Source organism: Mycobacterium sp. NGS39 (assembly GCF_059812765.1).
The window spans coordinates 225,688-243,081 of sequence record NZ_JCALDH010000001.1; the positions used below are offsets into that span (position 1 = coordinate 225,688).

The following is a 17,394-nucleotide window of genomic DNA, read 5'->3' on the forward strand; positions in this document are numbered from 1 at the left end:
TACTCTTGAGTGATGGCGGGAGGCACGAAGCGGTTGCCGCGCGCCGTGCGTGAGCAGCAGATGCTCGACGCCGCCGTGGAGATGTTCTCGCGCAATGGTTACCACGAGACATCGATGGATGCGATCGCCGCCGAAGCTCAGATCTCGAAGCCGATGCTTTACCTGTACTACGGCTCCAAAGACGAGCTGTTCGGGGCATGCCTGAACCGCGAGCTGAGCAGGTTCATCGAGGCGGTGCGTGCCGACATCGACCTCAGGCAGAGCCCGAAAGAGTTGCTGCGCAGCACAATTCTGGCGTTCATGCGCTACATCGACGCGAACCGGGCGTCGTGGATCGTGTTGTATCAGCAGGCCACCAGTTCGCAGCTGTATTCGCACACCGTGCGCGAGGGCCGGGAACGGATCATCGACCTGGTGGCTCGGCTGCTCAGCGCCGGCACGCGAAACCCCGAGCCGGGCAGCGACTTTCACATGATGGCTGTGGCGCTGGTCGGTGCGGGCGAGGCCGTGGCGAACCGGGTGAGCACCGGAGAAGCCGACGTCGACGAGGCCGCCGAGCTGTTGATCAACTTGTTCTGGCGCGGCCTGCGCGGCCGACCCGCCGACGAGGACGCCGCCGCCAGTTAGTGCCTCATCGCGTCGAGACTGCGTACAGATCGCGATTTCGGCCGAAATGACGATCTGTACGCAGACCCAATGCGGTCGGTGAACGCAGTCGCAGGCGCCGCCCGCTTCGTCCGCTGGTCAGAGTCCGGTAACCGTCCCCGTCAGGTGCGGCTCGCCTTTCGAGTTGCGCAGCGCCAGATCCCAGCCGTCGGTAGTGCGCGAGACGTACAGATTGGCCTTCGCCGGCAGCACCACAGGCTTGCCGAACCGCACCGAATACCGCACCGCATCGGGCAACTGGCCTTCGATAGTACGCAAAACCGCTGCAGCCGTGAACATTCCGTGCGCGATGACGGTCGGGAAGCCGAACAGCTTGGCCGCGATCGGGTTGGTGTGGATGGGATTGTGATCCCCGCTCACCGAGGCGTACCGGCGGATCTGGCCGGCGCTGATGCTCAGCACGCCGTTGGGCGGCGGCAGTTTCGGTTGCTTCTTCGGCGGCGGCTTCGGCTCGTCGGACAGGCTTGTGCGCTGCTGGTGCAGAAACGTCGTCACCTGATGCCAGGCCAGCTCGTTGCCGACGTTGACGTCCGTGAGCACATCCACCAGCAAGCCGCGGCGGTGCTCACGCAGGTTCTCGGCGTGCACCTTCACGTCCACTTCGTCGGTCACCGAGATCGGGCGGTACTGGGTGATGTCGTTCTCGACGTGCACCGAACCCATTGCAGCGAACGGGAAGTCGAAACCGGTCACCAGCGACATCACGACCGGGAACGTCAGCGCGAACGGGTACGTCACCGGCACCCGGTCGCCGTAGCGCAGCCCCGTGACAGCGGCGTACTCCGCGACGTTGGACCGGTCGATCTGCAGCCCTTCGACTTTCAGCGTGCGGTTGGGCACTTCATCGCCGCGCGGGATGAACGGCAGCGCGCCCGCGGCGGCCCGCACCAGGTTGAGCACCCCGCTCGGCTTGTCGGTGGTCTGAACGGCCCCCACGTCAGGCTCCCAGCATCGCTTGGCCGCAGACGCGAATCACGTTTCCGGTCACCGCATTCGACGCGGGGCTGGCGAAGTACGCGATGGTCTCGGCGACGTCTACGGGCTGGCCGCCTTGGTACAGCGAGTTCAGCCGGCGGCCGACCTCCCGGGTGGCGAACGGGATCGCCTCGGTCATCTTGGTTTCGATGAAGCCGGGCGCGACCGCGTTGATCGTGATGCCCTTGTCGTAAAGCACCGGCGCCAGAGCCTGCGTGATGCCGATCATGCCGGCCTTGGTGGTCGCGTAATTGGTTTGGCCGCGGTTGCCCGCGATGCCGGCCATCGAGGACAGCCCGATCACCCGACCACCTTCACCGATCGACCCGTTGTCCACCAGTCCTTGGGTAAGCGTTTGCGGCGCAAGGAGATTGACGGCCAGCACGGCGTTCCAGCGCGCGTCGTCCATGTTGACCAGCAGCTTGTCGCGAGTGATGCCGGCGTTGTTGACCAGGATGTCGGCGTGCCCGTCGTAGTGGTCGCGAAGGTGCTCGGTGATCCGGTCGACGGCGTCGTCGGCGGTCACGTCCAGGGTCAGCGCGGTGCCACCGACTTTCGAGGCCGTGATGCCCAGCGCCTCATGCGAGGCTTCCACGTCGACGGCGATCACCTTTGCGCCGTCGCGGGCGAACACCTCGGCGATCGTGGCGCCGATGCCGCGCGCGGCGCCGGTGACAATCGCGACTTTGCCGTCCAGCGGCTTGTCCCAGTCGGCCGGAGGTGTCGAGTCGGCGGCGCCGACATAGAACACCTGACCGTCCACGTACGCCGACTTGCCGCTCAAGATGAACCGCATCGTCGACTCGAGGCCGGTGGCGGCGGGCTTGGCGTCCGGGGAAAGGTACACCAGTTGTGCAGTCGAGCCGTTGCGCAATTCCTTGGCCAGTGAGCGGGTGAAGCCCTCGAGCGCCCGCTGGGCGATGTGCTCGTCGACGCTGCCCGCGTGGTCGGGTGTGGTGCCGACGACCACGACGCGCGCCGAGTGGCCGAGGTTGCGCAGCAGCGGAGTGAAGAACTCGTACAGCGCGGTTAGGCCCTGCGGCGCAGTGATGCCGGTGGCGTCGAACACCAGACCGCCGAACGAGTCGGCCCACTTGCCGCCGATGTTGTTGCGTACCAGCTCGTAGTCGTCGGCCAGCGCGCTGCGCAGCGGCTCGACCACGCGGCCCTCGCCGCCGATCAGCAGCGAGCCGGCCAGCGGCGGCTCACCCGGCTTGTAGCGGCGCAGTGGTTCGGGCTGCGGGATGCCCAGCTGTTTGGCCAGAAACGACCCAGGCGTCGAGTTGACGACTTGAGTGAACAGATCGGGAGCCACGGAAATGCCTTTCGTAGTCGACGTTCCTGTGGAGTCAAGACGAACTTACTCCGCAGTAAGGAGCATGTTTACGATGGGGTATTCATAGCCGGAGACACAGTGGAGGCAAACGTGGCGAGCAATAAAACCGGTCGACGGGTCGCAGTTTTGGGGGGTAATCGCATTCCGTTCGCACGGTCCGACGGCGCGTATGCCGAGGCGTCGAACCAGGACATGTTCACCGCGGCGCTGGGTGGTCTCGTCGAGCGGTTCGGCCTAGAAGGCGAGCGGTTGGGCGCAGTGATCGGCGGGGCGGTGCTCAAGCACAGCCGTGATTTCAACCTCATGCGCGAGTGCGTGCTGGGCAGCGCGCTGTCGTCGTACACGCCGGCGTTCGACCTGCAGCAGGCGTGCGGCACGGGCCTTCAGGCGACCATCGCCGCGGCCGACGGCATCGCTTCCGGGCGCTACGAGGTGGCGGCCGCCGGCGGGGTGGACACCACTTCTGACGCGCCGATCGGGCTCGGCGACGATCTGCGGCGCACGCTGCTCGGCTTGCGCCGGGCCAAGTCCAACCTCGACCGCCTCAAGCTCGTGGGCAAGCTGCCGGCGACCCTGGGCGTGGAGATCCCGGTCAACAGCGAGCCGCGCACCGGCTTGTCGATGGGCGAACATCAGGCGATCACCGCCAAGAAGATGGGCATCAGCCGCGTCGCGCAGGACGAGCTCGCGGCCGCGAGCCATCGCAACATGAGCGCCGCATACGACCGCGGGTTCTTCGACGATCTGGTGACCCCGTTCCTCGGGGTGTACCGCGACAACAACCTGCGGCCGGACGCGTCGGTGGAGAAGCTCGCGAAGCTCAAGCCGGTGTTCGGGGTCAAGGCCGGCGACGCGACGATGACGGCCGGCAATTCCACACCGCTGACCGACGGCGCCTCGGTGGCATTGCTGGCCAGTGAGGACTGGGCCGAACAGCATTCGCTTGAACCGCTGGCGTACTTCGTCGACGCCGAGACCGCCGCGGTCGACTACGTCAACGGTCCCGACGGTCTGCTGATGGCGCCCACGTATGCGGTGCCGCGGCTGCTGGCCCGCAACGGTTTGAGCCTGCAGGATTTCGACTTCTACGAGATCCACGAGGCGTTCGCATCGGTGGTGCTGTGTCACCTGCAGGCATGGGAGTCCGAGGAGTACTGCAAGGAGCGCCTGGGCCTCGACGCGGCGCTCGGCTCGATCGACCGGTCCAAACTCAACGTGAACGGCTCGTCGATCGCGGCCGGACATCCGTTCGCCGCGACCGGCGGCCGGATCGTGGCTCAGCTCGCCAAGCAGCTGGCGGAGAAGAAGAAGGAAGGCGGCGGCGCCAAAGGCACTGTCCGCGGCCTGATCTCGATCTGCGCGGCCGGTGGCCAGGGCGTCGCGGCAATCTTGGAAGCCTGAGCAGTCCCCGGGGCTGCCCGCGCGAAAAAACTCTGTGGCGGGCTGTAACGCGCCCGCCAACCGGGCCGATATCTGGTTAGCCCCGTGTTGCCGTCTGACCCCCCGACCCGACGACAACACGGGGTGTCACTAGCCAGGCTTGAACCGCCGCCGGCAAGAGGGGGGCCGGCGGCGGTTCGGCCTATTCGGCAGCGGAAATCCGGGCCTTCTTTTGGATTCCTCTAGTGGCGACCGGACATCGGGACTACCATCGTCAGCACGACGGGTTCGGGGCTGGCCGATCCAAATAGCCGGTGACGAGATGAAATCCGGCAGCGCAGGACAAGAGAGACGCACTCGATTGCCGCCCCGAACCCGCCTTCAACGCGAAAGCCCCCGTCCCGCAAGGGGATCGGGGGCTTTCGCGTGAGCGATCAGAAGGCCGCTTCAGGGACCTCCATCACGTCGTTGTCGATGTTCTCCAGAACCACGCGGGTGCTGGTCAGCAGCGGCAGGAAGTTCTTCGCGAAGAACGACGCCACCGCGATCTTGCCCTCGTAGAAGTCACGGTCGGCACCGCTGGCGCCGGCGTCGAGCTTCTCGATGGCCACCGCGGCGTGCTTCTGCAACAGCCAGCCGATCAGCAGGTCACCGACGGACATCAGGAACCGCACCGAGCCCAGGCCCACCTTGTAGACGCTGGTCGGATCCTCCTGGGCGGCCATCAGGTAGCCGGTCAGCGACGCGGCCATGGCCTGCACGTCCTGCAGCGCTGTCTCCAGCAGCGCACGCTCGGCCTTCAGCCGGCCGTTGCCGTCCTCGTTCTTCACGAACTGCTCGATCTGGCCCGCCACGTGTGACAGCGCCACACCCTTGTCGCGGATGATCTTGCGGAAGAAGAAGTCCTGCGCCTGGATGGCCGTCGTGCCCTCGTAGAGCGAGTCGATCTTGGAGTCACGGATGTACTGCTCGATCGGGTAGTCCTGGAGGAAGCCCGACCCGCCCAGTGTCTGCAGGCTCTCGGTGAGCTTGGCATATGCCTGCTCGGAGCCCACGCCCTTGACCACGGGCAGCAGCAGATCGTTGACCCGCACCGCCAGATCGGCGTCGACGTCGTGCACGGCCTTGGCCACTGCGCTGTCCTGGAATGTGGCCGCGTAGATGTACAGCGCGCGCAGACCCTCGGCGTAAGCCTTCTGGGTCATCAGCGACCGGCGCACGTCCGGGTGGTGGGTGATGGTCACCCGCGGAGCGGTCTTGTCGGTCATCTGGGTCATGTCGGCGCCCTGCACGCGTTCCTTGGCGTACTCGAGTGCGTTGAGGTAGCCGGTCGACAGAGTGGCGATTGCCTTGGTGCCCACCATCATTCGCGCCTGTTCGATCACCTCGAACATTTGCGCGATGCCGTTGTGCACCTCGCCGACGAGCCAGCCCTTGGCCGGAACGCCGTGCTGGCCGAACGACAGCTCACACGTCGCCGACACCTTCAGGCCCATCTTGTGCTCGACGTTGGTGACGAACACTCCGTTGCGCTCGCCCAGCTCGCCGGTTTCGAAGTCGAACAGGAACTTCGGCACGAAGAACAGCGACAGGCCCTTGGTGCCGGGGCCGGCGCCCTCGGGACGGGCAAGCACCAGGTGGAAGATGTTCTCGAACAGGTCGCCGGAGTCAGCGGAGGTGATGAACCGCTTGACGCCGTCGATGTGCCAGGACCCGTCGTCCTGCTGCACGGCCTTGGTGCGCCCGGCACCGACGTCGGAGCCCGCGTCGGGCTCGGTCAGCACCATCGTGGCGCCCCAGCCGCGCTCTGCGGCCAGCACGGCCCACTTCTTCTGCTCCTCGGTTCCCAGGTGGTAGAGGATGTTGGCGAACCCGGCCCCGCCGGCGTACATCCACACCGCGGGGTTGGCGCCCAAGATGTGCTCGTGCAGGGCCCAGACCAGCGCCCGCGGCATCGGCATGCCGCCCAGCGCCTCTTCGATGCCCACCTTGTCCCAGCCGCCTTCGGTGACGGCGTGAACCGACTTCTTGAACGCCTCCGGCAGCGTCACCGAGTGGGTCTTGGGATCGAAAACAGGGGGATTGCGGTCGCCCTCGACGAACGATTCCGCGATCGGGCCCTCGGCCAGCCGGCTCATCTCGGCTAGCATCTCGCGGGCGGTGTCGCCGTCCAGGTCGCTGTACTCGCCCTGGCCAAGCGCCTTGTCAACGCCGAATACGTCGAACAGGTTGAACTCCTGATCGCGGACGTTGCTCTTGTAGTGGCTCACGGTTCCTCCTCGTTGAGAGCGCCACAGTGGTTGGGTACTTGCTGCTAAGTTACCCACCAGTAACTGGCACAACTATACCGGCCGGTAACTTATTCGCAAATTCCAATGTGAGCTAATTAACAAACCGGTTGGTTGAGCGCTCAGCAACGGTCGACGATGCGTGATGACCAGGGCAGACGCGACACGCCCGCGCGGCATGAACCGACGAAAGCAAGGCCTGAACGGGCGCCGCCAGCGGCGGACAGCAACCAGCGCGTCGGCGCGTCTCGCACCGATTCCCTCTGGCAGGGCAAGTGCCTGCGCAGAACTACTTCCGCCGGAAGATCTTGCTGCCCAGCCAGACCACCGGGTCGTACTTGCGGTCGACCGCGCGCTCCTTCATCGGGATCAACGCGTTGTCGGTGATCTTGATGTGCTCCGGGCACACCTCGGTGCAGCACTTGGTGATGTTGCAGAAGCCCAGGCCGTTCTCCTCGACCGCAGTCTCGGGACGACGGTTCAAGGTGTCCAACGGGTGCATGTCGAGTTCGGCCTGACGCATCAGATACCGCGGCCCGGCGAACGCCTTCTTGTTGTCCTCGTGGTCGCGGATCACGTGGCAGACCGTTTGGCACAAGAAGCACTCGATGCACTTGCGGAACTCTTGGCTGCGGTTCACGTCCTCCTGCTGCATCCGGTACTCGCCGGGCTGCAGGTCCTTCGGTGGCGTGAACGACGGGATCTCGCGCGCCTTCTCGTAGTTGAAGGACACGTCGGTGACGAGGTCGCGGATCACCGGGAACGTGCGCAGCGGCGTCACGGTGACGACTTCGTCGGGGCCGAAGGTCGACATCCGGGTCATGCACATCAGCTTGGGGCGGCCGTTGATCTCCGCCGAGCACGATCCGCACTTGCCCGCCTTACAGTTCCACCGCACCGCGAGGTCGGGCGCCTGGGTCTGTTGCAGGCGGTGGATGATGTCGAGCACCACCTCGCCCTCGTTGACCTCGACGGTGAAGTCCTGCAGTGCGCCGCTGGTGTCGTCACCGCGCCAGACGCGCATGGTTGCGTTGTAGGTCATTACGCTCTCCGTCCCGGGTGGTCGGCCAGCTCTTCGTCGGTGAAGTACTTCTCGAGTTCTTCGATCTCGAAGAGCTCCAATAGATCTGGACGCATCGGAACCTGCGGTTCGCGCGTCACGCTGATGTCTGGCACCACGGTGTCGCCGCCTTCGGCCCGGCACACCAGCAGCGTCTTGCGCCAGTTTGCGTCCATGGACGGATGGTCATCGCGGGTGTGCCCGCCGCGGCTCTCCGTGCGCTCGAGCGCCGCCTTGGCCACGCACTCGCTGACCAGCAACATGTTGCGCAAGTCGATCGCCAGGTTCCAGCCGGGGTTGTACAGCCGGTCGCCTTCCACCTTCAGGTTCTTGAACCGCTCGCGCAGCTCGGTCAGCTTGTCCAGAGCCTGAGTGATCTCGTCGGCTTTGCGAATGATTCCGACGAGCTCGTTCATCGTGTCTTGCAGGTCGAGCTGCAGCGTGTAGGGGTTCTCCGCCTTCTCACCGTTGGACGGCCCTTCGAACGGCGCCAGCGCCAACTTGGCCGCCTGCTCGACCGCCGAATCACTCACGGCCGGGCGGTCTTTCAGGCTCCGCACGTAGTCGGCGGCGCCCAGTCCGGCGCGGCGGCCGAACACCAGCAAGTCCGACAGCGAATTGCCCCCCAGCCGGTTGCTGCCGTGCATGCCGCCCGAGCACTCACCGGCCGCGAACAGTCCGGGCACCTTGGCGGCCCCGGTGTCGGGATCCACCTCGATGCCGCCCATCACGTAGTGACAGGTCGGGCCCACTTCCATTGGCTCGCGGGTGATGTCGACCTCGGCCAGCTCCATGAACTGGTGATACATCGACGGAAGCCGGCGCAGAATCTCGGCCTGCGGCAGCCGCGACGCGATGTCCAGATACACCCCACCGTGCGGGGTGCCGCGGCCCGACTTCACCTCGTTGTTGATCGCGCGGGCGACCTCGTCGCGGGGCAACAGGTCAGGGGTGCGGCGCGCGGAGTCGTTGTCCTTGAGCCACTGGTCCGCCTCTTCCTCGGTCTCGGCGTACTGACCCTTGAACACCGGAGGGATGTAGTCGAACATGAACCGCTTGCCCTCGGAGTTCTTCAGCACGCCGCCATCGCCGCGTACGCCCTCGGTGACGAGGATGCCCTTCACGCTGGGCGGCCAGACCATCCCGGTCGGGTGGAACTGGACGAACTCCATGTTGATCAGCGTCGCCCCGGCGCGCAGCGCCAGCGCGTGCCCGTCACCGGTGTACTCCCACGAGTTCGACGTCACCTTGTAGGACTTGCCGATTCCGCCGGTGGCCATCACGATCGCCGGCGCCTCGAACAGCACGAACTTCCCGTTCTGCCGCCAGTAGGCAAAGGCGCCCGAGATCCGGTCGCCGTCCTTGAGCAGGTCGGTGATGGTGCACTCGGCGAACACCTTGATGCGCGCCTCGTAGTCGCCCAGCTCGGCCTTGTCCTCCTGCTGCAGCGAGACGATCTTCTGCTGCATGGTCCGGATGATCTCCAGGCCGGTGCGGTCACCCACGTGGGCGAGCCGCGCGTAGGTGTGGCCGCCGAAGTTGCGCTGGCTGATCCGGCCGTCCTTGGTCCGGTCGAACAGTGCGCCGTAGGTCTCCAGCTCCCACACCCGGTCCGGCGCCTCGCGAGCGTGCAGCTCGGCCATGCGCCAGTTGTTCAGGAACTTGCCGCCACGCATGGTGTCGCGGAAGTGCACCTGCCAGTTGTCTTTTGGATTCGCGTTGCCCATGGCTGCGGCACAGCCGCCCTCCGCCATCACGGTGTGCGCCTTGCCGAACAGCGACTTACACACCACGGCCACCTTCAGGCCGCGTTCGCGTGCTTCGATGACCGCGCGCAAGCCCGACCCGCCGGCGCCGACGACGACCACGTCGAAGGAGTGCCGTTCGATTTCAACCATGGGAAAACTCCGTTACGTCTTTGTGGGAAAGCCTGTCAGCCAACGAATCTCAAGTCATGAATCACGCCGCTGGACACCAGCATGATGTAGAGGTCGGTGAGGATCAGCGTCCCCAGCGTGATCCACGCCCACTGCATGTGCTTGGTGTTGAGCACGCTGACCTGCGTCCAGAACCAGTACCGCACCGGATGCTTGGAGAAGTGCTTGAGACGGCCGCCGACGATGTGCCGGCACGAGTGGCACGACAGCGTGTAGATCCAGAGCAAAATCACGTTGACGACGAGAATGACGTTGCCGAACCCGAAGCCGAAACCGCTTGCGGTGTGGTCGGAGTGAAACGCCACGATTGCGTCGTAGGTGTTGATCAACGAGATGATGAACGCCGCATAGAAGAAGTAGCGATGTGCGTTCTGGAGGAGCAGTGGTAGCCGGGTCTCGCCGGTGTAGGCCGAATGTGGTTCTGCCACAGCACAAGCCGGGGGCGACTGCCACACGGAGCGGTAGTAGGCCTTGCGGTAGTAGTAACACGTCAACCGGAAGGCGAGAAGGAACGGCAATGTCACGGCGGCGTAGGGCAACCACCACCAGTCAGGCAGGAACTGCGGCCAGAAGTGACTGGACCCCTCCACGCAGCCGGTGCTGACGCAGGGAGAGTAGAACGGCGTCAGGTAGTTGTATTCCTTGACGTAGTAGCCGCTGCCCCAGAACGCGCGCACGGTGGCGTAGATGACGAACGTGGCGAACCCGAGGTCGGTCCACAGCGTCGGCAGCCACCACTTGTCGGTGCGCAGTGTGCGCTGCGGCAGGTCTGCCCGCCTGGGTGAGAAAACTCCGGTACCTTGGCCTGGCTTGGTCGGGGCGCTCATCGCACACCGGCCCGGCCGTCGACGCGCTCGCTGTCGGCGTCACGCCAGAAGACGGTGTCGTACTGGATGTCCGGCACAGGAATCGTCTCTCCCGTCTGCCGCTGTGCGGCGCGTTCCACGTCCAGCTCGGCTGCGTCGATGTCGGCGTCGCCAGACAGGCGGCGCGTCGGCGGAACGTCTTCGAACTGAGACTTCGTCGACACGACGTACTGCCTGACACCACCGACCAGATGGCGCAGCTCGGCAAGCTCGGCTGAGCTGGACAACGGTCCTCCTTGGGCTGAAGGTGTCAAGAGCACAGTACGACACGCAGCACGAGCCACAGAATGGTGTCCTGCGTGAAACCTGTCACGGAATCGATCAGGAAGGCCCGGCAGTGACGCGTACCACCGAGCAACTTCGTCAGCACGCGTCGGCGCTGCTGGCTCTGCACCGGCCGGGCGATCCGGTGGTGCTTCCGACGGTATGGGATGCCTGGTCGGCGCACCTTGCCGTCGAGGCGGGGTTCGCGGCTTTGACGGTGGGCAGTCACCCGGTGGCCGACTCGGTCGGCAAGCCCGACGGCGAAGGCATGGCGTTCGACGACCTGCTTGCCCGCGTCGCGCAGATCACCGCCGCGGTCGACGTGCCGATCTCAGTCGACGTCGAGTCCGGGTACGGCGAGCCGCCGCAGCGGCTGATCGACGGGCTGCTGAGGGTGGGAGCGGTCGGGTTCAACATCGAGGACACCGTGCACCGCGAAGGCAAGCGACTGAGGTCGGCGCAGGAGCACGCCGAGCTGGTCGGTCAGCTCCGGGCGGCGGCCGATGCGGCCGGCGTGCATGTGGTGATCAATGCCCGCACGGATCTGTTTTTGCGCCGTGACGGTGATGAGGCCGACCGGGTGGACCGGGCCGTCGCGCGGCTAACCGCAGCGGCGCAAGCCGGCGCCGATGTGCTCTATCCCGTCGGGCGCCACGACCCCGACACGTTACGGCGGCTGACAAGCGAACTGCCGCTGCCGGTCAACGCGATCGCCAGACCTGACGAAGACGACCCGGCCTCGTTCGGTCCGCTCGGCATGGGACGGATCAGTTTCGGCCCGTTCTGGCAAGCCGCGCTCGGGGCGCGGGCGCGAGAAATACTGCAGCGCTGGCACTGACGAACATAGAGACGACGAAAGCCCCCGAGCGTCAAGGCTTTCGGGGGCTTTTCGGGGGCTTTTCGGTTACTTGCTTTCGATCGCGATGCGTTTCGGCTCGCTGCCGGCATACGCACCGGCTACCCGCACGGTCAACACGCCGGCGTCATAGCTGGCGGTGACGTCGTCACCGGTGACGTGCTTGGGCATGGCGAACGCGCGTCGGAACGACCCGTAGCGCATCTCGTGCAGGGTGCGGCCGTCCTTCTCCTCCGAGTGCTCGTCGCGGCGCTCGCCGTGGATGACCAGCGCGCCGTTGTCGACCTCGACAGTGACGTCCTTCTCCACGTCGATACCCGGCAGCTCAACCCGCACGACTGCGTCGTCGCCGTCCTTGACGATCTCGGCGGACGGGGTGAACGAGCCGTTGAACCAGTCGTTAGCCGCGGCAGGCCCGAACAAATCGTTGACCCAGCGGTCGAGATTCCATGCCGGCCGCGTCCACAAACTGAGGTTGCTCATCGTTGCCTCCTCGGTGCGGTTGGCCGGCCCGATGCCGGCCTTTCACCGAGTAAAACTTGAGTCGACCACGCTTAAGTTCCGCTGTCTGTTCGCCAGCAGCGAACGCGCTCAGCCCACCCGAACGGCGTGCACCACCGTGAACGGCAGATGCACACGTCCGTCGTCGACCAGCGGCACGATCGCCGCAAACCGCGCGGTCACGTCGCGCATCTGCTCCAGCTGCTCCGGCGGGATCTGCTCGCGCATCTGCTGGGGAAGGTCGTCCGGATCGCCGCTCAGCGAACTGGTGTTGGCCAGGTAGGTGGTCGGCCCCAAAAATTCGATCCGCCAGCCGTTGGCCGTCAAGGTGTCGCGAATGTTGTGTTCCGGCACCGCCCGAAGTGGTGCGATCACCCCGTTGACGTTGCCGTCGGAGAAGCAGTACAGATGCCAGCGCGCGCCCGGCCGCGTCGCACGGTGCAGCGCAGCCGCATAAGCCAGCCGGCCGTCGTCGTCGAGGCAGTGATACAGCGCGCTGTCCACCACGGTGTCGAAGCGGCCGTCGTAGCCGGTGAGCTCCGTCGCGTCGGCCACCCCGAACGTCACATGCACGCCCGCCTGCGCTGCGCGGGTGCGCGCGCGCTCGATCGCAGTCGGCGACCCGTCGAGAGCGGTGACCGAATAACCCCGCGACGCAAGGAAAATCGCATTGTCACCGAGTCCGCAGCCGATGTCGAGTACTTCCCCCGAGATGCCACCCAGCGCCTCGAGCTCCATCAGCCGCGGCTGGGCTTGGCCGACGTCCCAGGGAATTCCGGTCGGCGGGGGAGCGCCCTCGAACGTGGGCTCGCCTCGATACAGTTTGTCGAACGTCTCAGGACTAGGGCGAAAGGCAGTCGGGTTCGTCACCCCTCCCAACGTACGCCTGCTACCAGACGTCGCCAGATCGCCAGTCGCACACCAGGTCTGCGGTCGGATCCAGCGTGACGTCGACCGGCAGCACGAACACGTAGCCGTCGGACTCGGGGGTGCGCTTCACCCCTGTCGGCGCCAGCACCGACGTCGGGCCCTGCCATTGAATCCAGCCGCGACCCACATACAGGTGGCGCGCGGATTCGGACGGGCTGAGCGCACCGAGGTGGTAGGCCCCGCGGATCACCTGTTCTGAGCTGTTCATCAACGCTCTGCCCAGCCCTTGTCCGCGGAAGTCTTCGCGGACCGCAACGCCTTCGACGTAGCCGGCTCGCAACGGCCTCCCGCGGTACAGCAGCCGGCGCATCACCACCGCCGCGTGCGCGATCAGCGCGCCGTGGTGGTAGACGAGAGCGTGCATGCCGCCGAGGATGTGGTCCCAGTCGTCGTCGGCGAAATTTCCCTCGAACGCGTCGATGAGGAGCCGACGAGCGTTCTGCAGGCTCTCGTTGTCCAGATCGGACGTGTGGATCAGGCGGGCGGCGTGGACCTGAGTTCGCACATCCTCGGGTCTACCACAACTCTGCGCGCCGACGCCGCGGTCGCGACCAGTGGAAGCGGACGGTCTGACCGGGGCGAATCTGCGCCACCCGGTCCATGTCGGCGTCGGTGACCACCCCCGCGACGGGATAGCCGCCCGTCACGGGATGGTCGGGGCCCAGGATCACCGGCAACCCGTTGGGCGGCACCTGAATCGCACCGCGCGTCGTGCCCTCGCTGGGCAGCTGCCGCTCGGGCCAGCGCAGCGCAAGCGGTGTGCCGGCCAGGCGCATTCCCACGCGGTCGCTGCGGTCGGACGCCACCCAGTCGGTGTGCACCAGGGCGTCCGGATCTGCCAGCCAGTCGTCACGTGGACCCGGGACGACGGTCAGCTCGACCAGCTGCTCGCTCAGCGAGGCGACGGGCGCCTGGTCCAGTTCGGGGAAGTCGTCGGTGTGCGCGCCGATCGGCAGCACGTCGCCCGCCTGCAGCGGGTCCGGCCCGATCGCCGACATCACGTCGTAGCTGCGCGATCCCAGCACCGGGGCGACGTCGACGCCGCCGCGCACCGCCAGATAGCTGCGCAGCCCTGCGCGCGGTGCACCCAGCGAGATCACCTGTCCGTCGTGGACGTGATGAATGCTGTTGGTGCCGAACGGGATTCCGTCGACAGCCGGGTCGGCGTCGGCGCCGGTGACCGCAATCGCGACGTCGCCGCCCTGGACCCGGGCCGACAAGCCGCCGAACATCACCTCGATGGTGGCGCGGTCACCGGGGTTGGCCACCAGACGGTTGGCCAGCGTGTGGGAGCGGCGATCCGCGGCGCCGGAACTCGTCACACCGATGTGGGCCAGTCCGGGCCGGCCGAGGTCTTGCACCAGCGCGAGCGGGCCGGTGCGCATGATCTCCAGCGTGATCGCACTCATCGCGCCGCCTGGAATTGCACGGTCATCCCTGCTGTCAGCAGTGCCGGTTCCCGCCGGTCGATGTCCCACAGCACCGCGTCGGTATGCCCGATCAACTGCCAGCCGCCGGGCGTCTCCCGCGGATACACACCGCTGAATTCGCCTGCGAGCGCGACTGATCCGGCCGGCACCCGGGTCCGCGGCTCGTCACGGCGGGGCACGGCCAGCCGCGGGTCACCGCCGACCAGGTAGGCGAAGCCGGGAACGAACCCCCCGAACGCCACCCGCCAGAGCGCACCGGTGTGCGCGGCGACGACGCCTGACGCGCCGAGCCCGGTGAGTCGGCCAACCTCCTCGAGATCAGCTCCGTCGTAGACGACTTCGAGGACGACGTCCGGGGTGGCGGAAGTGACGACGTCGTCGCCGGAGGCCACGCGCAGCTTCTCGATCCGCCGCCGTGCGCCCGGAAGGTATCGGGCGGCGGCCACTTTCACCAACACTGTTCGTGATGCGGGCACGATGTCGGTGACACTGACGAGCTCCGCTTCCCGAAGCGCCGCTGTCAAGGCCAGCACGTGGGCGGTGCTCTCGCATTCCAGCAACAGGGCATGGTCCCCGTAATCGAGCATCCTCAGATCCGTTGCGACGCCCATTCATCCACGGTAGCCCCGGATGCGGGCCAGGTAACCAACCCTGAGTGCGCTGCCGGCTGCCTTTGCGGTGCCGAAAGCTGCTCACCCGGCTGGGCGGTAGGTGGGTTCGTGGCGCTTGATGTAGGCGATCACCCGGTAGGTGACCGGCAGCACCACCACCTCGACGCCGGTCTTGTAGATCCAGCCGAGCAGAACATAGGTGATGAAGTCGCGAGCCGTGCTGATCCCGATGGCTCCGGCTGCGATGCTGCAGAACACCACCGTGTCGGCCAACTCGCCGACGATGGTGGAGCCCACCAGCCGCGCCCACAGATGCTTCTCCTTGTCCTTGGTGCGGGCTTTGATCCGGACCACCACCCACGAGTTGAGCGTCTGCCCGCAGACGAATCCGGCCAGGCCGGCGACGATCAGTTGCGTCGACGCGCCGACGACGGTGCGTAACGCGTCCTGATTGGTGTAGAAGTCGGCAGCAGGCAGGAAGATCGTCGTCCAAAAGGCGGCCGCCGCAAGGGCTTGCATCGCGAAGCCGACGAAGATCGCGCGTCGGGTGGCGCGGAAGCCGTACACCTCGGACAGCACATCGCCGATCACGTAAGTCAGCGGGAACAGGATGAAACCGCCGTCGGTGATGATCGACCAGTCGCCGATGATCGGCCCGAATGCGACGCCCTTGGTGGCGGTGATGTTGGAGATCAGAACGAGACCGGTGAACGCGCCGACGAGCACCGGATAATAGGCCGACCCCACCGAGGCGTAGCCGGTGGCGGGCTCGTGCTGGGTGCGGGTGTCGGCGGTCATCGGACCATCCAAACACCGCGAGCTCAACTCGGCCGCGAGAGGTGACGGCTGATGTCGCCGACGTGGTCCATCAGCGTATAGTCGCGGTAGCGGAACCGCCAACGGCCCTCGACCCGCTCAAATGTGTCGTGGTAACGGCCGGCCACCACGATCTGGAGCGGGAAGTCGTCGGTCTGCTGCAGCACCGTGTAGTAGCTGCGGCACGTGGCAGTGCCGGCGTCGTCGTCGACCTCGATGATCGGGTTGGTGACGAGGTGCTTGGTGCGTGGAGTGCCGTCCGGGTGGATCGTCACCATCGCGCGCCACAGCGTCAGCATCGTGTCGGCGTCCACGGTCTCCTCGCGGTTGACACGCAGCCGGGCGTGCCTGAAAAGCTCTGCGGCCCCGGCGAAGTCGCCCGAGTCCATCAGCTCGGCGTAGCTGTAGAGCAGGTTGGCGATCTGGGTTTCCGGTGTCATCTCAGCCGAGCACTTTGGCCAGCAGCGGCGGCAGTTGCGCAGCCACGAACGGCAAGCTCAGCGGTGACGAGAACGCGATGGCGCCGGACAAGTCCTTGCCGGTGAACACGTTGCGTTTGCCGGCGGTGGACCTCAATTGCTGAAACGCCGGATCGGCTTGCAGCCGCGCCTGGTCGTCGTCGCTTTCCGTCGTCCAGATCACCACGTCGGCGTTGCCCAGTGCCTCGACGGCCTTGTCGCGGGGGATCATCGCGCGGTGGTCGTCCACCCCGTACTGCTTGATGTCCTCGGGGATCAGGAACCCCATCTGGCTCAGGAACTCGGTGCGCCAGCCCGGCAGCGTCGCCACCATGCTGTCGCGGTACAGAGTGCCCTGCACCAGCAGCACCCGCTTGTCCTTGAATTCCGCGTTGGCCTTGCCGGCTTCGGTGAACTTGTTGTCGACGTCGCTGATCAACGACGTCATCTGGTCGGCCTGAAATACGGCCTGCCCGATCGCGGTGGCTTGGGTCTTCCACGGCTCGAAAAACGGCTGATCGCCGGACTGCGCAATGGTGGGAGCGATGCCGGACAACTTGGTGTAGCTGTCTTGATCCACACCTGCGTTGGTGGCGACGATCAGGTCGGGTTTCAGGGCGGCGATCTTGTCGAACTCGATCCCGTTGTCCAGCGACAGGATCGCCGGTTGGGCCGAGCCGAGTTTCGGTCGCGCCCAAGGCCACACCCCGAACGGTTGATCGCCCCACCAGTTCGTGACCGCGATCGGCACGACGCCGACCGCCAGCAAGTCGTCCTGTTCGGTGAAGCCCGCGCTCACCACCCGCTTGGGCGGCGCGGCGATGGTGGTCTCACCGAACTGGTGCTTGACGGTCACCGACGACGGCGATCCGCTGTTGCGTTTTTCCGACGAGCACGCGGCCAGTGCCAGGAGCCCGGTCGCTCCAGCTGCCCCCATGCCCGCCAGCTTGAAAAGGCCCCGCCTGCTCAGCAGTTGCATCCCGGTGAGCGTAGCCCGGGCGCACGCGAAATCACGGGAAA

General features: G+C 66.1%; 18 protein-coding genes. 3 read left to right on the plus strand and 15 right to left on the minus strand.

Annotation, left to right across the window (positions count from 1 at the left end):
• Positions 1-12: 12 nt before the first annotated feature.
• On the plus strand, positions 13-627 hold the full coding sequence (locus AC5Y39_RS01105; RefSeq protein ID WP_500015882.1) for a TetR/AcrR family transcriptional regulator: 615 nt from the start codon (positions 13-15) through the stop codon (positions 625-627).
• A 117-nt stretch (positions 628-744) separates the two neighbouring features.
• Here AC5Y39_RS01105 and AC5Y39_RS01110 read toward each other — a convergent pair whose 3' ends face one another.
• Both AC5Y39_RS01110 and AC5Y39_RS01115 read right to left on the minus strand, forming a co-directional pair.
• On the minus strand, positions 745-1,602 hold the full coding sequence (locus AC5Y39_RS01110) for a MaoC family dehydratase (protein WP_500015883.1): 858 nt from the start codon (positions 1,600-1,602) through the stop codon (positions 745-747).
• A gap of 1 nt (position 1,603) precedes the next feature.
• Positions 1,604-2,956, minus strand: coding sequence for a 3-oxoacyl-ACP reductase (locus AC5Y39_RS01115; protein WP_500015884.1), 1,353 nt, complete (start codon positions 2,954-2,956; stop codon positions 1,604-1,606).
• Positions 2,957-3,067: 111 nt separating this feature from the next.
• Here AC5Y39_RS01115 and AC5Y39_RS01120 point away from each other — a divergent pair, with 111 nt between their 5' ends.
• On the plus strand, positions 3,068-4,378 hold the full coding sequence (locus tag AC5Y39_RS01120; RefSeq protein ID WP_500015885.1) for an acetyl-CoA C-acetyltransferase: 1,311 nt from the start codon (positions 3,068-3,070) through the stop codon (positions 4,376-4,378).
• A 413-nt stretch (positions 4,379-4,791) separates the two neighbouring features.
• Here the strand turns inward: AC5Y39_RS01120 and AC5Y39_RS01125 are convergent, their stop codons facing one another.
• The 5 genes from AC5Y39_RS01125 to AC5Y39_RS01145 all read right to left on the minus strand — a co-directional run bounded on the left by AC5Y39_RS01125 (position 4,792) and on the right by AC5Y39_RS01145 (position 10,735).
• A complete protein-coding gene (locus AC5Y39_RS01125; protein ID WP_500015886.1) occupies positions 4,792-6,627 on the minus strand; it encodes an acyl-CoA dehydrogenase in 1,836 nt (611 codons plus the stop codon).
• Between the two features lie 307 nt (positions 6,628-6,934).
• Entirely contained in the window at positions 6,935-7,687 is a 753-nt protein-coding gene (locus AC5Y39_RS01130) for a succinate dehydrogenase/fumarate reductase iron-sulfur subunit (RefSeq protein ID WP_499961871.1), read from the minus strand.
• Positions 7,687-9,603, minus strand: coding sequence for a fumarate reductase/succinate dehydrogenase flavoprotein subunit (locus AC5Y39_RS01135; RefSeq protein WP_500015887.1), 1,917 nt, complete (start codon positions 9,601-9,603; stop codon positions 7,687-7,689). Before AC5Y39_RS01135 ends, AC5Y39_RS01130 begins: the two co-directional genes overlap by 1 nt.
• 35 nt (positions 9,604-9,638) lie before the next feature.
• Positions 9,639-10,469 carry a succinate dehydrogenase subunit SdhC gene (gene sdhC / locus AC5Y39_RS01140; RefSeq protein WP_500015888.1) on the minus strand — a complete coding sequence of 277 codons (831 nt, stop codon included), beginning with the start codon at positions 10,467-10,469 and terminating at the stop codon, positions 9,639-9,641.
• Positions 10,466-10,735: an Rv0250c family protein gene (locus AC5Y39_RS01145; RefSeq protein ID WP_500015889.1), complete on the minus strand. Its 270-nt coding sequence runs from the start codon at positions 10,733-10,735 to the stop codon at positions 10,466-10,468. Before AC5Y39_RS01145 ends, sdhC begins: the two co-directional genes overlap by 4 nt.
• A gap of 110 nt (positions 10,736-10,845) precedes the next feature.
• Here AC5Y39_RS01145 and AC5Y39_RS01150 point away from each other — a divergent pair, with 110 nt between their 5' ends.
• Positions 10,846-11,610, plus strand: a complete 765-nt coding sequence (locus AC5Y39_RS01150; RefSeq protein ID WP_500015890.1) for an isocitrate lyase/PEP mutase family protein — start codon at positions 10,846-10,848, stop codon at positions 11,608-11,610.
• 66 nt (positions 11,611-11,676) lie between these two features.
• Here AC5Y39_RS01150 and AC5Y39_RS01155 read toward each other — a convergent pair whose 3' ends face one another.
• The 8 genes from AC5Y39_RS01155 to AC5Y39_RS01190 form a co-directional block, all read right to left on the minus strand.
• Entirely contained in the window at positions 11,677-12,111 is a 435-nt protein-coding gene (locus tag AC5Y39_RS01155) for an Hsp20/alpha crystallin family protein (RefSeq protein ID WP_500015891.1), read from the minus strand.
• A gap of 108 nt (positions 12,112-12,219) precedes the next feature.
• Positions 12,220-12,999 (minus strand): class I SAM-dependent methyltransferase, encoded by a 780-nt coding sequence (locus tag AC5Y39_RS01160; protein WP_500015892.1) that lies wholly within the window; start codon positions 12,997-12,999, stop codon positions 12,220-12,222.
• Positions 13,000-13,018: 19 nt separating this feature from the next.
• On the minus strand, positions 13,019-13,564 hold the full coding sequence (locus AC5Y39_RS01165; protein WP_500015893.1) for a GNAT family N-acetyltransferase: 546 nt from the start codon (positions 13,562-13,564) through the stop codon (positions 13,019-13,021).
• Positions 13,565-13,574: 10 nt separating this feature from the next.
• On the minus strand, positions 13,575-14,468 hold the full coding sequence (locus AC5Y39_RS01170; RefSeq protein ID WP_500015894.1) for a 5-oxoprolinase/urea amidolyase family protein: 894 nt from the start codon (positions 14,466-14,468) through the stop codon (positions 13,575-13,577).
• Entirely contained in the window at positions 14,465-15,100 is a 636-nt protein-coding gene (locus AC5Y39_RS01175; RefSeq protein ID WP_500015895.1) for a 5-oxoprolinase subunit B family protein, read from the minus strand. The genes AC5Y39_RS01170 and AC5Y39_RS01175 overlap by 4 nt, the downstream gene beginning before the upstream one ends.
• Positions 15,101-15,181: 81 nt before the next feature.
• Entirely contained in the window at positions 15,182-15,898 is a 717-nt protein-coding gene (locus tag AC5Y39_RS01180) for a queuosine precursor transporter (protein ID WP_500015896.1), read from the minus strand.
• A gap of 23 nt (positions 15,899-15,921) precedes the next feature.
• Complete coding sequence (locus AC5Y39_RS01185; RefSeq protein ID WP_500015897.1) at positions 15,922-16,356, minus strand: nuclear transport factor 2 family protein; 435 nt, start codon at positions 16,354-16,356, stop codon at positions 15,922-15,924.
• A gap of 1 nt (position 16,357) precedes the next feature.
• Positions 16,358-17,353 (minus strand): ABC transporter substrate-binding protein, encoded by a 996-nt coding sequence (locus tag AC5Y39_RS01190; protein ID WP_500015898.1) that lies wholly within the window; start codon positions 17,351-17,353, stop codon positions 16,358-16,360.
• Positions 17,354-17,394: the final 41 nt, after the last annotated feature.

Coding starts and splice junctions, on each gene's coding strand:
- AC5Y39_RS01105 (WP_500015882.1), top strand. CDS start 13: ATGGCGGGAGGCACGAAGCGGTTGCCGCGCGCCGTGCGTGAGCAGCAG.
- AC5Y39_RS01130 (WP_499961871.1), bottom strand. CDS start 7,687: ATGACCTACAACGCAACCATGCGCGTCTGGCGCGGTGACGACACCAGC.
- AC5Y39_RS01135 (WP_500015887.1), bottom strand. CDS start 9,603: ATGGTTGAAATCGAACGGCACTCCTTCGACGTGGTCGTCGTCGGCGCC.
- sdhC (WP_500015888.1), bottom strand. CDS start 10,469: ATGAGCGCCCCGACCAAGCCAGGCCAAGGTACCGGAGTTTTCTCACCC.
- AC5Y39_RS01155 (WP_500015891.1), bottom strand. CDS start 12,111: ATGAGCAACCTCAGTTTGTGGACGCGGCCGGCATGGAATCTCGACCGC.
- AC5Y39_RS01170 (WP_500015894.1), bottom strand. CDS start 14,468: ATGAGTGCGATCACGCTGGAGATCATGCGCACCGGCCCGCTCGCGCTG.
- AC5Y39_RS01175 (WP_500015895.1), bottom strand. CDS start 15,100: ATGGGCGTCGCAACGGATCTGAGGATGCTCGATTACGGGGACCATGCC.
- AC5Y39_RS01180 (WP_500015896.1), bottom strand. CDS start 15,898: ATGACCGCCGACACCCGCACCCAGCACGAGCCCGCCACCGGCTACGCC.
- AC5Y39_RS01185 (WP_500015897.1), bottom strand. CDS start 16,356: ATGACACCGGAAACCCAGATCGCCAACCTGCTCTACAGCTACGCCGAG.
- AC5Y39_RS01190 (WP_500015898.1), bottom strand. CDS start 17,353: ATGCAACTGCTGAGCAGGCGGGGCCTTTTCAAGCTGGCGGGCATGGGG.